Consider the following 13,719-nt stretch of genomic DNA (forward strand, 5'->3'; position numbering starts at 1 on the left):
GGGCCCGGCAGACATTACAGCGGCATGTAGATATCGAAGCGGTGGCTTTTGGTCAGCGTGGCGGCGTGCGCCGGCACGTCGGCCAGCGGCGGCGCGTAGTCCGGGCGTTTCACCACCACGCGCTTGGTGGCCAAACGGCGCGCCGGTTCCAGCAGGCCGTCGGCGTCATCGTCACTGCCCACCAGCGATTGAAACACCCGCATCTCTTTCTTCACCAGCGCGCTTTTCTGCTTGTGCGGGAACATCGGATCGAGATACACCACCTCGGGACGCGGGCTGAGATCCGCCAGCGCCGTCAGGCTGGAGGCGTGCAGCAGCGTCAGGCGCTCGCGCAGCCACGGGCCGATTTCCGCATCCTGATAGCCGCGCTGCAGGCCGTCGTCCAGCAACGCCGCCACCACCGGATTGCGCTCCAGCATCCGCACCCGGCAGCCCAGCGCCGCCAGCACGAAGGCGTCGCGCCCCAGCCCGGCGGTGGCGTCCACCACGTCCGGCAGGTAGCTGCCCTTGATGCCGACCGCTTTGGCCACCGCCTCGCCGCGGCCGCCGCCGAAGCGGCGCCGGTGCGCCATGGCACCGGAGACGAAATCGACGTAGATCCCGCCGAGCTTCGGCTCGTCGCGCTTGCGCAGCTCCAGCCGTTCTGGGGTCAGTACCAGCGCCATCGGCGCGTCATCGTCGGACGTCAGCCGCCAGCGCTGCGCCAAAACAGACAAGGCGCCGGGATCGGCGCCTGCTTCACACAATAAACACACGCTCACGTGTCGGGTTATCCTTTAATGCCGTAATGGCGCAGCATAGCATCCAGCTGCGGCTCGCGGCCACGGAAGCGTTTGAACAGCGCCATCGGCTCTTCCGAACCGCCGCGCGACAGGATGTTGTCGAGGAAGGATTTGCCGGTCTCGGCGTTGAATATCCCCTCTTCTTCGAAGCGCGAGTAGGCGTCGGCCGACAGCACTTCCGCCCACAGGTAGCTGTAGTAACCCGCCGCGTAGCCGCCGGCAAAGATGTGGCTGAAGGCGTGCGGGAAGCGGCCCCAGCTCGGTGAAGGCACCACCGCCACCATTTTCTTCACTTCCGCCAGCGTCGGCAGGATCTGCGCCCCTTTTTCCGGGCTGTATTCGAAGTGCATGCGGAAATCGAACAGGCCGAACTCCAGCTGGCGCAGGATAAACAGCGCCGCCTGGTAATTCTTGGCCGCCAGCAGCTTGTCGAGCATTTCCTTCGGCAGCGGCTCGCCGCTCTGGTAGTGGCCGGAGATAAACGCCAGCGCTTCCGGCTCCCAGCACCAGTTTTCCATAAACTGGCTCGGCAGCTCGACCGCATCCCACGGCACCCCGTTGATGCCGGAGACGCCGGCGGTATCGATCTGCGTCAGCATGTGATGCAGACCGTGGCCGAATTCGTGGAACAGCGTGGTCACTTCGTTATGGGTGAACAGCGCCGGCTGGTCGCCCAACGGGCGGTTGAAGTTGCAGGTCAGGTAAGCGACCGGTTTTTGCAACGTGCCGTCGGCCTTGCGCAGGCTGCCGACACAGTCGTCCATCCAGGCGCCGCCGCGTTTGTTTTCGCGGGCGTACAGATCGAGGTAGAAACTGCCGCGCAGCTCGCCGTCGGCGGCGAACAGATCGAAGAAGCGCACGTCCGGATGCCAGGTTTCCACGTCTTTACGTTCTTTGGCGGTGATGCCGTAGATGCGTTTCACCACTTCGAACAGCCCTTCCACCACCCGCTGCTCCGGGAAGTACGGGCGCAGCTGCTCGTCGCTGATGGAGAACAGGTGCTGTTTCTGTTTTTCGCCGTAATAGGTGATGTCCCAGGCTTCGAGCTCGTCCACGCCATAGTGCTGTTTGGCGAAGGCGCGCAGCTGCGCCAGCTCTTGCTCGGCCTGCGGGCGGGCGCGCTTGGCCAGATCGCTCAGGAAGCCGATCACCTGCTCCGGGCTCTCCGCCATTTTGGTCGCCAGCGACTTGTCGGCGTAGGTATCGAAGCCCAGCAGCTGAGCCAGCTCGTGGCGCAGCGCCAGCGTTTCCGCCATCACTTCGCTGTTGTCCCATTTGCCGGCGTTCGGCCCCTGATCGGAGGCGCGAGTGGCGAAGGCGCGGTACATCTCTTCGCGCAGCGCGCGGTTGTCGGCGTAGGTCAGCACCGGCAGGTAGCTCGGCATGTCCAGCGTCAGCAACCAGCCGTCTTGCTCTTTGGCCTGCGCCATCGCCTGCGCCTGCGCCAGAGCGCTTTCCGGCAGGCCGCTCAGCTCGGCTTCGTCGGTAATCAGTTTGCTCCAGCCCATGGTGGCGTCGAGCACGTTATTGCTGTAGGTGGAACCCAGTTCGGACAGGCGCGCGACGATCTCGCCGTAGCGCTGCTGTTTGTCCGCCGACAGGCCGATGCCCGACAGTTCGAAATCGCGCAGCGCGTTATCCACCGCCTTGCGCTGCGGCACGCTCAACGCCTCGAACGCCGCGCCCTCTTTCAGGCTGCGGTAGGCCTGGTACAGCCCTTCGTGCTGGCCGACCCAGGTGCCGTACTCGGACAGCAGCGGCAGCGCCTGCTCATAGGCGGCGCGCAGCTCCGGGCTGTTTTTCACCGAGTTCAGGTGCCCGATCGGCGACCAGATGCGCGACAGGCGATCGTCCGACTCCGCCAACGGCTGACACAGATTGTCCCAGGTGAACGGGCCCGGCTGCGCGACCACGCGCTCTACCGCAGCGCGGCAGTCCGCCAGCGCGGATTGCACCGCTGGCACGATATCTTCAGGGCGGATCGCCGAGAAAGGCGGCAGGGAAAACGGGGTCAGCAACGGATTTGTCATAGGGCAGTCCTGATTAGCGTTGGGCCCGCCGCACGGGCGAGCCTTAAAATGCGTATGAATCTCTAACATGGAGCCAGACAACAGGAAAATCAATGCCCGGCGTTGATCGTTCGTGCCTTAAACGGCGCTTTGGCGGATGCGGGCGGCCAGCGCCGCCAGCTGTTCGTCGTCGGCGCGCGCGGCGTCGTGGGAGGAGATATAGCCCTCATAACGTTCGAAAAACTTCGGCGAGGTCGATTCGATCGGCCGCCACTGTTCCAGCGATGCGGTGCCGTGCAGCGGGATCAGTTTGGCGTGCACGTGGTCGACGCCGTAGCCCTCGAACACCATGCCGCAGCGGCCGACGTCGTCGAACGCGCGATCCAGCTGCTTCGCCACCCGCTTGGTCGCCAGCATCAACGCGCTCAGCACCTCGTCCGGCAGATCAAACGCGTAGCTCGGGTGGTGCGCCTTGGGGATCACCACGCTGAAACCGTCGGTATTGGGAAAGATGGACAGGAACGCCAGATGGTCGTCGTCTTCCCAGATTTTATGGCACGGCGCCTTGCCCGCCACGATGTCGCAAAAAATGCAGCTCATCCTTTCTCCTTGTGATTCACAGCGTTTCAACCCATTCGAACTCTTCGAACACCAGCCACATGTCCGGCGCAAAAGTGCCCTCGCGGGTAAAGAACTCTTGATGCCCCTGGCGCCAAAACGCCAGGCTTTTGTCGCCTTCACCCTCTTTGGCCGCCATCTCGGCGGTCACCCGATCGTAGCGCACCAGGCGCAGCGCCAGGGTTCTGATCACGCAGGCCGGTTCGCCGCGGCCATCGAGAACGATGCTGTAATCGCCGATCCGCGGGGTTTGTTCCCGACGATAGCTCGCATAGGAACTGCAGGTGGCGGTTTTATCCCCGCTCAGCACCAATCCCAGCAGTTCTTCGGCTAACGCGGGGCCGTCGCCGAATGCCCAGCGCGCCGCGTCGGGGTAATTCGCCAAAATCGCCTGTTTGCTCATCGTCCTGTCCCTTTCTGTTAACGTCTGCGGCAACGGAGTCCGGTTTTTCCCGGCCAGACAGTTTATACTGTGCAGATTATAAGCCTTATTGCATTGAATGCTCCGCCTGCGGAGCACAAGGAACCGCCACCCGTCATGTTAAGTTATCGCCACAGTTTCCACGCCGGCAACCACGCCGACGTGCTCAAGCACACCGTTCAGAGCCTGATCATCGAGTCGCTGAAGGAAAAAGAGAAGCCGTTCCTGTATCTGGATACCCACTCGGGCGCGGGCCGTTATCAGCTCAGCGGCGAACACGCCGAGCGCACCGGCGAATACCTGGAAGGCATCGGTTTGCTGTGGCAACGCGACGATCTGCCGGAAGAGCTGGCGGCCTACATGAGCGTGGTGCACAACTTCAACCGTTCCGGCACGCTGCGCTATTATCCCGGCTCGCCGCTGATCGCCCGCCAGCTGCTGCGCCCGCAGGACAAAATCCACCTGACCGAGCTGCACCCGAGCGACTACCCGCTGCTGCGCAGCGAATTCCAGAAAGACGAGCGCGCCAAAGTGCAGCGCGCCGACGGCTATCAGCAGCTGAAATCCCAGCTGCCGCCCCTGTCGCGCCGCGGCCTGATCCTGATGGATCCGCCGTATGAAATGAAGACCGATTACCAGGACGTGGTCAAAGGCATTCAGGAAGGCTACAAGCGTTTCGCCACCGGCACCTACGCGCTGTGGTACCCGGTGGTCATGCGCCAGCAGATCAAACGCATGCTGCGCGATCTGGAAGCCACCGGCATTCGCCGCATCCTGCAGATCGAGCTGGCGGTGAAACCCGACAGCGATCAGCGCGGCATGACCGCCTCCGGCATGATCGTCATCAACCCGCCGTGGAAGCTGGAACAGCAGATGAAGAACGTGCTGCCGTGGCTGCACAAGGTGCTGGTGCCGTCGGGCATCGGTCACCATCTGGTGAACTGGGTGGTACCGGAATAAACCCCATCAGGGCGCGGTTTGCCGCGCCCTGCGTCCACCTATCGCAGCCATCGACGCAATCTTTGCGACAAACCCCGGTCAGGCGTTAAACTCTTACCCTCTTCAAATTCACAACTCATGGAAATCCCAGATGACGAAACATTACGATTATCTAGCAATTGGCGGCGGCAGCGGCGGTATCGCATCGATCAACCGGGCAGCCATGTACGGCCAAAAGTGTGCGCTGATTGAAGCCAAAGAGCTGGGCGGCACCTGTGTAAACGTGGGTTGTGTACCGAAAAAAGTCATGTGGCACGCGGCGCAGATCGCCGAGGCCATCCATCAGTACGGCCCGGACTACGGCTTCGACACCACCGTCAACGCCTTCGACTGGAAAAAGCTGGTCGCCAACCGCACCGCCTATATCGATCGCATCCACAACTCCTACGATAACGTGCTGGGCAAGAACAAGGTCGACGTGATCAAAGGCTTCGCGCGCTTCGTGGATGCGCACACCGTGGAAGTGAACGGCGAGACCATCACCGCCGATCACATCCTGATCGCCACCGGCGGCCGCCCGAGCCATCCGGCTATTCCGGGCGCGGAATACGGTATCGACTCCGACGGCTTCTTTGAGCTGGACGCCATGCCGAAACGCGTCGCCGTGGTGGGCGCCGGCTATATCGCCGTGGAGATCGCCGGCGTGCTGAACGCGCTGGGCGCGGAAACGCACCTGTTCGTGCGCAAGCACGCGCCGCTGCGCACCTTCGATCCGATGATCGTCGAAACCCTGGTGGAAGTGATGAACACCGAAGGGCCGAGCCTGCACACCGAATCGGTGCCGAAAGCGATCGTCAAGAACGCCGACGGCAGCCTGACGCTGCAGCTGGAAAACGGCAAAGCATTCACCGTCGACTGCCTGATTTGGGCCATCGGCCGCGAACCGGCGACCGACAACCTGAACCTCGGCGTGACCGGGGTGAAAACCAATGAGAAAGGCTACATCGACGTCGATAAGTTCCAGAACACCAACGTCAAAGGCATCTACGCGGTGGGCGACAACACCGGCGCGGTAGAATTGACCCCGGTCGCCGTCGCCGCCGGCCGTCGCCTGTCCGAGCGCCTGTTCAACAACAAGCCGGACGAGCATCTGGACTACAGCAACATCGCCACCGTGGTGTTCAGCCACCCGCCGATCGGCACCGTCGGCCTGACCGAGCCGGAAGCCATCGAGAAGTTCGGCGCGGACAACGTGAAGGTGTACAAGTCCTCCTTCACCGCCATGTACAGCGCCGTGACGCAGCACCGCCAGCCGTGCCGCATGAAGCTGGTGTGCGCGGGTAAAGAAGAGAAAATCGTCGGCCTGCACGGCATCGGCTTCGGCATGGACGAGATCCTGCAGGGCTTCGCGGTGGCGGTGAAGATGGGCGCCACCAAGAAGGACTTCGACAACACCGTGGCTATCCACCCGACTGCGGCGGAAGAGTTCGTCACCATGCGCTGAGGCGCAACTTCGCCGGGTTCCGGCGCGTAACAGGCCAGGCGCGAAAGCGTCTGGCTTTTTTATTTATCCCGCTCGCCTCACGGCGCCCGGCGGTAATGATCGCGAAGAAACACCGGCAAATCGTTCGCCGGTGCAGCAAAGGGCACCTGATAGAGCATATCGCCGACAAAACCGCGATGATAGGTCGCGTGGTTGACGACATGCAGCACGATTTCCTGGCGCGTCATGCGGCCTTCCCCCCCGCCGACGAACTCGAAATGCACCACCTGCGCCAGCGCCTCGGGCGACCAGTTGTCCACCTGTTCGATATACCAGCGGTCCATTTCCTCCACCGCACACCGCAGAGAGCCAAGCGCAGGCGTTTGCTCGGTGTTGCGCGCGAGGTAGCCATGCTTGCGGCCTTGCAGATGGTGCCTGAAGATATCGTCCACCACGTACACGTGATTCAAGGTATGCACCATATTGCCGAAACGGGTCGGGCGCGGCCGCAGCGCTTCGCCCTCCGGCAAGGCCGCCACGCAGTCAAAGGTCAAGGCGTTCGCCCACGCTTTGTAACGCACCAGCATTTTCAAGGTATCGATGGCCGTTGCAGACATACTGTTCACTCCTTATCGGATGAAAATCGATATTCCGTTCAGCCGCACGCGGGTGCGGCGGCGCGTTCTACGCCGTGCCAATCCCATGCAGCCGACCTTCGACCTGAGTGCGCGTATTGCCACCCACCCAAATCCGGCCGCTCTCGTCGCGGGTGACATGCACGCGCCCGTTGCGCCCACGGCAGCGGCCCTGAGCGGCGATATAGCCGCCGCTGACCACGCCGCTTGCAAACAGCCACTGAGCCAGCGAGGCATTGAGGCTGCCGGTGACCGGATCTTCGACGATAGCGCCAAGGTGATCGCTCAAAAAAGCGCGCACCTCGAAGGCTGCGTCACCATCGGCATGTGGGCCGACGACGCCAATGTCCACTCTGCGCGGCCAGCTTCTCGCCGGCGTCAGGGAAAGCACCCGCTCGGCGCTGGCCAGCCGGATCCCCAGCCACCCCGGACCGTTATCGATCCAGGCGGCATCGAGCGCCTCCTCAGGCGCGATCCCCAAAAACCGCAGCGCGTCGGCCAACGCCGCTTCTGACGGCGCCCCGGAGCGAATCAACGGCGGCGCGGCAAAACACAGCCGTCCGCCCTCGCGGCGAATGCTCACCAAGCCCGCCCCGCACTCCTGGATGATCTCCGCGTCATTACGCGGCGTACCGCCCGCAGTGAGCCAGGCATGACAACTGCCGAGCGTCGGGTGCCCGGCAAACGGCATTTCACGATCCAGCGTGAATATTCGCACCCGGTAATCCGCCTGTGAGTGCATAGGCGGCAGTAAAAAGGCCGTTTCCGACAGGTTGAACCAACGCGTCAAGCGCTGCATGTCCTCCGTAGACAACGCTCCGGCACCCGTAATCACCGCCAACGGATTGCCGGCGAGTGGCCCGGTGCCAAAGACATCCACCATCTGCATGCCAAAAACCATCGCTTCTCTCCTCAGGTTAACGCCGGGCGTGCATGATTACCCCCGCGATATCAACAGCTCCAGGCCCGCCAAAGCGAACAGCAGCGCAAGCGTTCCTTCAATCCAGCGCCTCACCCGGGTGTAAAACGCGATCATCGGCGACGTTGAGAACAGCAGGGCATACCCCCCGAAAATCGTCACGCCGAGCAGCGCGCAACCGCCAATAATTGCCGGTAAAACCTGCTCAGGCGCGCCTTGCCGCAATCCCAGCGACATGATCGCCATCCAGGACATGATGGCCTTGGGATTGCCGAGATGCATCAGCACGCCCTGCCGATACAACCTCTGATAAGATCGCGCGCTATCCCCTGCCGCTATGCCTGTCGTAACGGGAGACGCCCGTAATGCGGATCGGCCGGCGCGCAGCGCCAGATACAGCATATACACGCCGCCAACGATCTTGATGGTCCACAGCGCCTGCGCATACGTGGCCAACACGGCGGAAAGGCCGGTCGCGGCCAACATCGCCCAGCACAGCGATCCGGTCACCACCCCAGCGGCCAGCACCAACGCGGGCCTGCGACCGTCACGCATCGCCACGCCCATGATCGCCATGTTGCTGGGGCCGGGGCTGGCAGTTGCGAGGAGATAGGCGCCGTAAACCAACGCAAGCTGACTGACCATCATGGAAAAACTCCGCTGACCCGCCTTACGGCCGAGCCGTAGTTGAAAACGCCGGGACTCCTCACCAACATAGTATGTGTTACACTTTTCGCCTATTTAAATAGTGTCACGTGACACTATATTCTTTCTCCGGAGAGCGAATATGCGGCTTCAATCCCCCTGGCAGCCCCGCCTGGCCAATGTGGAAGCCACTACCGTCGAACGGCTGGTGTTGGCGTTGGCTGACGACATTATCGAGGGCAAGCTGCAAGGGGGCGATCGTTTGCCGGCCCACCGTACGCTCGCCTGGCAATTGGCGATCGGTCTGGGCACGGTGACCAAAGCCTATGCCATCCTGGAGCGGCGTGGGTTGGTGCGCAGCGTGAAAGGCCGCGGGATGTTCGTGGCGATCCGCCGCGCCCGTGAAAAACGCGAAATCGATCTTTCATCCAATGCGCCGCCGGCGATGCTTACCGATCGTTTGCTGGCGCGCACGCTGGCCGGCATTGCGCGGAAAATGGATGTGGACCATCTGAACTTCTATTCCCCTCCGACCGGGCATCTGGAGCACCGGCGTTTGTTGGCCCGCTGGCTGGAAAACGCCGGCGTCACGATCGATCCGTCGCACCTGGCGCTGACCAGCAATGCCCGTCAGGCGATTTCGCTGGCGTTTGACCTGGCCTGCGGGCCACGCGGCACGATACTGACCGAGAGACTCACCTACCCCGGCGCGATCGCGCTGGCCCGACGTAAAGGCCATCGCCTGATCGGCGTGGAGATCGATGCGCAAGGCATAGTGCCGCAGGCGCTGGCGAGCGCGCTCGAGCGAGTCTCCTCCGGCCATACCGCGGTCTATCTGACGCCGACGCTGCATAATCCGACAACCGCCACCATGAGCGCCGAGCGCAGGCAGGCTATCGTCGAGATATGCCGGCGGGCGAATGTCTGGATCATCGAGGATGGCGTGTATGCGCTGGGGCATTCAGCGGCGCCTGCGCTCGCGGCTCTGGCACCCGAGCGGGTGTTCCATGTCAATGGCCTGTCGAAAACGCTCGGCCCGGGATTGCGGATCGGCATGCTGACTCTGCCGCCCGGCATGCAAACTACGGCGGAAGAAGCCTTGCAAGATCTTCCTTTCGCGCCTTCGCCACTGTCTTGCGCTGTGGTGGAGGAGTGGCTGGCCAGCAGCGCGATCGAGACGATACCGCAAGCGTTGCGCCATGAGGCTCAGCGAAGAGTACATCTGGCCACCTCGATATTCGATGCCGACGAATGCGTATCGCATCCCGACGCTTATCATGTCTGGCTGCCGATGCCGCGCGAAACCGCCGAGTCTGTGGCCGCCGCCGCCGCATTGGCCAACGTAAAGGTGACGCCGCCGGACACCGTGATGGTAGACCGCGACGAACGTGCGACGGGCATTCGCCTGTGCCTGGGTTCCCCCTCGCCGGACGAGCTAACGGCAGGCCTGACGCAGCTGGCGCAGCTGTTGAAAGCGCATCGAAACGGCTGACAAACGGAAGAGAAAGGTTACGTGTACAGGCCGACCGGCCCAGGACTGTTCTTTTTGTGCGGTTTACTATTCCCTTCGCACCCGCCTGCTTTTTCTGCCATTATTCTGCCTGATAAATTAGCGGGACTGATACAAACCTCCCCGCGCCTCTGGAGAACGCCGATGCTGTTCAAACTATGCAAAACCCTTGCGATGGCCTGCGTGGCCCTGATTATCGCCCAGAGCAGCGCGCTCAGCTTTACCCTGGAAGTGGCGGGCAAGATCGACAACGTGACCGACCCGGTCAAAAAAAGCTATCTGTTCACCGATAAGCAGCTGTTGGCGATGCCGGTGCGCAGCATCACCACCTCCACCTCCTGGACGCCGCAGAGAAAATTTGAAGGGATTTCGGTGGCCGATATCCTGGAGCGCGTCGGCGCCAAGGGCGAGACGCTGACTTTCTACGCGCTGAACGATTATTACATCGACGTGCCGCTGTCCGACGTCAAGAAGTACAACATGATCCTGGCCTACAGGATGGACGGGGAAATGCTGAAGCTCAGAAACTTCGGCCCGCTGTTCCTGGTTTACCCGCGCGACGCCGCCGGGCCTGAACTGAACTCGCCGTTGTACAATTCACGCTTTATCTGGCAAGTCGACAGGATCGTGATCAAATGAAGCTGACGACCTTTAAGAACGGCAGCAGGCTGGCGATCCCGGCCATCTTTGCCGCGCTGTTTTTAGTGGCTTCGACCGTCACGCTCTATTACTACAGCGCCACCCTGTCGAAGAAAGGGCTGTATGCCATCGCCGGCACGCAGGAGAACTACTCCTGGTCGATCGCCAAGTTCTCCATCAAGCTGGCGGAATTCGACACGTTCGTCGAGCAGCAAAGCCATGCCGCGCAGGTGGACAGCGACAACCTGCGGCTGCGGTTCGAAATCCTCTATTCGCGCTTTTACGTGCTGGAAACCGTCTCCGAATCCACGCAACCGCTGTACGCCGAGCCGGGCTACCCGGAAGTGGTCAAGCAGATGCGCCTGCAGATGGATCGCATCGATAAACTACTGGATAACCCGAAAATCGACTTCAGCCAGGTTTTCGCGGCCATGAAGGCCATCAAGCCTTACGCCATCGAAATGGCCAACCTGACCGACCACGCCGAGGTGAAGCAGCGCACCGCCGCCTATGAGGACTACATCGAGAAACGGCACATCATTTTCTATGGGCTGGTGATCGTCATGTTCTCGGTGATCGCGCTGATCGCCATCACCCTGATCGTGTTCCGCCAGCAGCGGCTGACCATTCGCCAGCAGGCCAAGGCCATTGAGGCGGAGAAAGCGACACGCACCAAAAACGCCTTCCTCGGCGCCATCGGCCACGAGCTGCGCACCTCATTGCAGAGCGTGATGTCGGCCATCGACGTGCTGGTGAACACCCGGGTGTCGGCGGAGCATGCGGACACTTTCCAGCGGCTGGAGACCGCCGCGCAGCAAATCGAAAGCCAGATGAAGGATCTGACCGACTACGCGCACCTCGACAGCGGCATGATGGAATTGCGCATCGTGCCGTTCGACGCGCAGAAGCTGATCGCGGAAACCGCTAATGAAATCGCCACCCTGACCCGCAAAGAGCAGGTCAAACTGAGCTGCGAAGTGGAGTGCAGCCACCTGTTGGTGCACTCCGATCCGCTGCGCATCCGGCAGATTATCGTTAACCTGCTGACCAACGCCTACAAATACACCGAAAGCGGCAGCATTACGCTGCACAGCTGCCTGCGCCGTCAACCCGGCGGCAGTTCGCTGATTATCGAAGTGACCGACACCGGCATCGGTATCGAAAAAGACCAGCTCGATCAGATCTTCAAACCCTTTACCCAGTTGGATCAGTCGCATACCAAGCAATATGCCGGCGTGGGGATGGGGTTGGCGATCGTACACGGCCTGGTGACGCTGCTCGACGGTACCATCACGGTGTACAGCGAAATCAAGAAGGGCAGCACCTTTATCGTCAGCATTCCGGTGCAGATCAGTGAAGAAGAACGCGCCGACGAGCCCGCCACCGCCAATACCTCTCTGCAGCAGAAACCGCAGCAGGTGCTGGTGGTGGATGACAACAAGTAGGTGGGTGACGCCTTTGCGGCGTTGCTGGATAAGCTGGGTTACCAGCACGAACTGTGCGACTCGCCGGAGCGCGCGTTGCAGAAGCTGCTCAGACGCCCTTACGACGCGCTGTTGCTGGATCTGCAGATGCCGGGCATCGACGGCGCCGCCCTGGCCAGGCAGCTGCGCAATCGTCGCGGCCCCAACCGCCATGTGCCAATCATCGGCATCAGCGCCTATACGCCGGAGCAGCTGACGGCGGATCAGCGCGCCCTGTTCGATAACTACCTGATGAAACCGGTTCGGCTGGATGCGCTGTCGAGCGCACTGGCCGAGGTGTTCCCCGCTAAAGATTAAAACAGCGTTGCAGTGCGGCTTCGATCACATGGAGCCGCACCGGTTTTTCATAAGGACCGAGCACATCGTACTCGCGCATCGCCTGAGCGATCTCCGACTCGCGTCGGTCGGTGCCCAGTTCGCCGGTCAGCACCAGTACCGGCGCGTCCGGGTTGTCGGAGGCGCGGATGGTGGCGATACAGCGATCCGCCGTTTCCTCACCGATCAGCCAGTCCACCACGTAACCGTCGAACAGGCTTTGCTGCAACGCCTGGCAGAAGCTGTCGACATCGTAAAACGCCACTGCGTTGAAACCGCAGCCGCCGAGGTACTTGGCCAGCTCATCGGCCGCCTGATGCGAATCGTCCAATACCGCGATGCTCAACCGCTCGTCATCGCCGTAGCCGGGCCGGATTTCTATCAGTTCGACGCCGTAACGCAGACCTGCCGGCGCCTCTTCGGCGCGATAGATATGCCATTGCCCCTCCACACGCAGCGCCACAAACTCCGCCGGCCGCCCGGCAGAAAGTTCGTCGCCAATGTGCCCGACGCAAGGGATCGCCACCCCCGCCACGAAAAAGATGGCATCACGCGCCATGTTTGGCTCGGTCGTCTCGTGTTCGGCGCTCAAATCGGCGATCGCCGCCGGCGTTTCTCCCAACGCGGCCGCGACGCTGTTGATCTGTTCCAGCGTCCAGGGGCTTTGCCCTTTCAATTTGCGGTGCGCATGTGAAAAACTCAGATCCAAGATGCGGCTGAGTTCGCGGGCATGCTGACGTTTTCCAATCCCGTAATGTAAAAACAGCTCCCTGACCCGATTGGCAATCGACTGTGAATCGAATTTTTGATGATTGTTATCCATTTGTTCCTTCGATTTTTTTTACTGATTTATCAGTCGTTTTGATTATTTCTGCTGAAAAAGCCACACCTAAAACTAGCATCCCATGCAATTATGCGTTAAAAACGTTGCTTGACATACCATGTTGTATCGTCAAACATGGTATCAAAAGAGACATACAGCAATACACTATAAAAAATAACACCAGCACGATTTTTAATAATAACCATAGTAACACCAGGGAAAATTTGTTCCGTTGCCGCTACTGAGACGATGCTCACATCGCTTGGACTGCATAAGCAAAACGGGGCTTGAGCCTTTAGCGCTAATCTGTTTTACCCACTTTTAAGCCGGGATCCGTCAGGGTCCCGGTTTTTTATTGCCCTGGCGCCGCGCCATCATACGGACTCACCCCGCAGCCGCAAATAAAAACGGAGCCGGCATGCCGGCTCCGTTGACCCTGTAATGACCGCTTGGCTTAGAAGCGCCAGGTGAAACCGGCGTTGACGCTGTTGTCCTGA

Annotated in this window: 12 protein-coding genes and 1 pseudogene; 5 read left to right on the forward strand and 8 right to left on the reverse strand. The window is 61.2% G+C overall.

What is annotated here, in order from left to right; all coding sequences use genetic code 11:
• Window positions 1-14: 14 nt before the first annotated feature.
• The 4 genes from rsmJ to WFM45_RS23100 form a co-directional block, all read right to left on the reverse strand.
• A complete protein-coding gene (gene rsmJ, locus WFM45_RS23085; protein WP_015379370.1) occupies window positions 15-761 on the reverse strand; it encodes a 16S rRNA (guanine(1516)-N(2))-methyltransferase RsmJ in 747 nt (248 codons plus the stop codon).
• Window positions 762-769: 8 nt separating this feature from the next.
• Window positions 770-2,812, reverse strand: coding sequence for an oligopeptidase A (gene prlC / locus WFM45_RS23090; protein WP_015379371.1), 2,043 nt, complete (start codon window positions 2,810-2,812; stop codon window positions 770-772).
• A gap of 117 nt (window positions 2,813-2,929) precedes the next feature.
• Entirely contained in the window at window positions 2,930-3,391 is a 462-nt protein-coding gene (locus tag WFM45_RS23095) for an HIT family protein (protein WP_015379372.1), read from the reverse strand.
• A gap of 16 nt (window positions 3,392-3,407) precedes the next feature.
• Complete coding sequence (locus tag WFM45_RS23100; protein ID WP_118892643.1) at window positions 3,408-3,812, reverse strand: ASCH domain-containing protein; 405 nt, start codon at window positions 3,810-3,812, stop codon at window positions 3,408-3,410.
• A 135-nt stretch (window positions 3,813-3,947) separates the two neighbouring features.
• Here WFM45_RS23100 and WFM45_RS23105 point away from each other — a divergent pair, with 135 nt between their 5' ends.
• Together WFM45_RS23105 and gorA are read left to right on the forward strand one after the other, a co-directional pair.
• Window positions 3,948-4,790 (forward strand): 23S rRNA (adenine(2030)-N(6))-methyltransferase RlmJ, encoded by an 843-nt coding sequence (locus WFM45_RS23105; RefSeq protein WP_004931012.1) that lies wholly within the window; start codon window positions 3,948-3,950, stop codon window positions 4,788-4,790.
• Between the two features lie 130 nt (window positions 4,791-4,920).
• Entirely contained in the window at window positions 4,921-6,273 is a 1,353-nt protein-coding gene (gorA, locus tag WFM45_RS23110; protein ID WP_004931014.1) for a glutathione-disulfide reductase, read from the forward strand.
• A 77-nt stretch (window positions 6,274-6,350) separates the two neighbouring features.
• Here the strand turns inward: gorA and WFM45_RS23115 are convergent, their stop codons facing one another.
• The 3 genes from WFM45_RS23115 to WFM45_RS23125 all read right to left on the reverse strand — a co-directional run bounded on the left by WFM45_RS23115 (window position 6,351) and on the right by WFM45_RS23125 (window position 8,454).
• Complete coding sequence (locus WFM45_RS23115; protein WP_021505214.1) at window positions 6,351-6,869, reverse strand: DinB family protein; 519 nt, start codon at window positions 6,867-6,869, stop codon at window positions 6,351-6,353.
• A gap of 67 nt (window positions 6,870-6,936) precedes the next feature.
• Window positions 6,937-7,788 carry a PhzF family phenazine biosynthesis protein gene (locus WFM45_RS23120; RefSeq protein ID WP_021505215.1) on the reverse strand — a complete coding sequence of 284 codons (852 nt, stop codon included), beginning with the start codon at window positions 7,786-7,788 and terminating at the stop codon, window positions 6,937-6,939.
• 36 nt (window positions 7,789-7,824) lie between these two features.
• Window positions 7,825-8,454: a LysE family translocator gene (locus WFM45_RS23125; RefSeq protein WP_044030069.1), complete on the reverse strand. Its 630-nt coding sequence runs from the start codon at window positions 8,452-8,454 to the stop codon at window positions 7,825-7,827.
• A gap of 139 nt (window positions 8,455-8,593) precedes the next feature.
• Between WFM45_RS23125 and WFM45_RS23130 the strand changes: the two genes are divergently transcribed.
• The 3 genes and pseudogenes from WFM45_RS23130 to WFM45_RS23140 all read left to right on the forward strand — a co-directional run bounded on the left by WFM45_RS23130 (window position 8,594) and on the right by WFM45_RS23140 (window position 12,381).
• Window positions 8,594-9,943 (forward strand): aminotransferase-like domain-containing protein, encoded by a 1,350-nt coding sequence (locus tag WFM45_RS23130; protein ID WP_075685883.1) that lies wholly within the window; start codon window positions 8,594-8,596, stop codon window positions 9,941-9,943.
• A gap of 162 nt (window positions 9,944-10,105) precedes the next feature.
• Window positions 10,106-10,600, forward strand: a complete 495-nt coding sequence (locus WFM45_RS23135) for a molybdopterin-dependent oxidoreductase (protein WP_004931017.1) — start codon at window positions 10,106-10,108, stop codon at window positions 10,598-10,600.
• Window positions 10,597-12,381, forward strand: a pseudogene (locus WFM45_RS23140) (ATP-binding response regulator). Before WFM45_RS23135 ends, WFM45_RS23140 begins: the two are co-directional and overlap by 4 nt.
• Here WFM45_RS23140 and WFM45_RS23145 read toward each other — a convergent pair.
• Complete coding sequence (locus tag WFM45_RS23145; protein ID WP_015379379.1) at window positions 12,371-13,222, reverse strand: helix-turn-helix domain-containing protein; 852 nt, start codon at window positions 13,220-13,222, stop codon at window positions 12,371-12,373. The pseudogene WFM45_RS23140 and the gene WFM45_RS23145 sit on opposite strands and share 11 nt — an antisense overlap.
• Window positions 13,223-13,719 lie beyond the last annotated feature (497 nt).

The sequence above is a fragment of the Serratia sp. KG1D genome, from assembly GCF_037150675.1.
Classification (GTDB): Bacteria; Pseudomonadota; Gammaproteobacteria; order Enterobacterales; family Enterobacteriaceae; genus Serratia; species Serratia nematodiphila.

Excerpts from the sequence above, each read along its gene's own strand:
- prlC (WP_015379371.1), bottom strand. The coding sequence starts at position 2,812 with ATGACAAATCCGTTGCTGACCCCGTTTTCCCTGCCGCCTTTCTCGGCG.
- WFM45_RS23095 (WP_015379372.1), bottom strand. The coding sequence starts at position 3,391 with ATGAGCTGCATTTTTTGCGACATCGTGGCGGGCAAGGCGCCGTGCCAT.
- WFM45_RS23100 (WP_118892643.1), bottom strand. The coding sequence starts at position 3,812 with ATGAGCAAACAGGCGATTTTGGCGAATTACCCCGACGCGGCGCGCTGG.
- WFM45_RS23105 (WP_004931012.1), top strand. The coding sequence starts at position 3,948 with ATGTTAAGTTATCGCCACAGTTTCCACGCCGGCAACCACGCCGACGTG.
- gorA (WP_004931014.1), top strand. The coding sequence starts at position 4,921 with ATGACGAAACATTACGATTATCTAGCAATTGGCGGCGGCAGCGGCGGT.
- WFM45_RS23115 (WP_021505214.1), bottom strand. The coding sequence starts at position 6,869 with ATGTCTGCAACGGCCATCGATACCTTGAAAATGCTGGTGCGTTACAAA.
- WFM45_RS23120 (WP_021505215.1), bottom strand. The coding sequence starts at position 7,788 with ATGGTTTTTGGCATGCAGATGGTGGATGTCTTTGGCACCGGGCCACTC.
- WFM45_RS23125 (WP_044030069.1), bottom strand. The coding sequence starts at position 8,454 with ATGATGGTCAGTCAGCTTGCGTTGGTTTACGGCGCCTATCTCCTCGCA.
- WFM45_RS23130 (WP_075685883.1), top strand. The coding sequence starts at position 8,594 with ATGCGGCTTCAATCCCCCTGGCAGCCCCGCCTGGCCAATGTGGAAGCC.
- WFM45_RS23135 (WP_004931017.1), top strand. The coding sequence starts at position 10,106 with ATGCTGTTCAAACTATGCAAAACCCTTGCGATGGCCTGCGTGGCCCTG.
- WFM45_RS23145 (WP_015379379.1), bottom strand. The coding sequence starts at position 13,222 with ATGGATAACAATCATCAAAAATTCGATTCACAGTCGATTGCCAATCGG.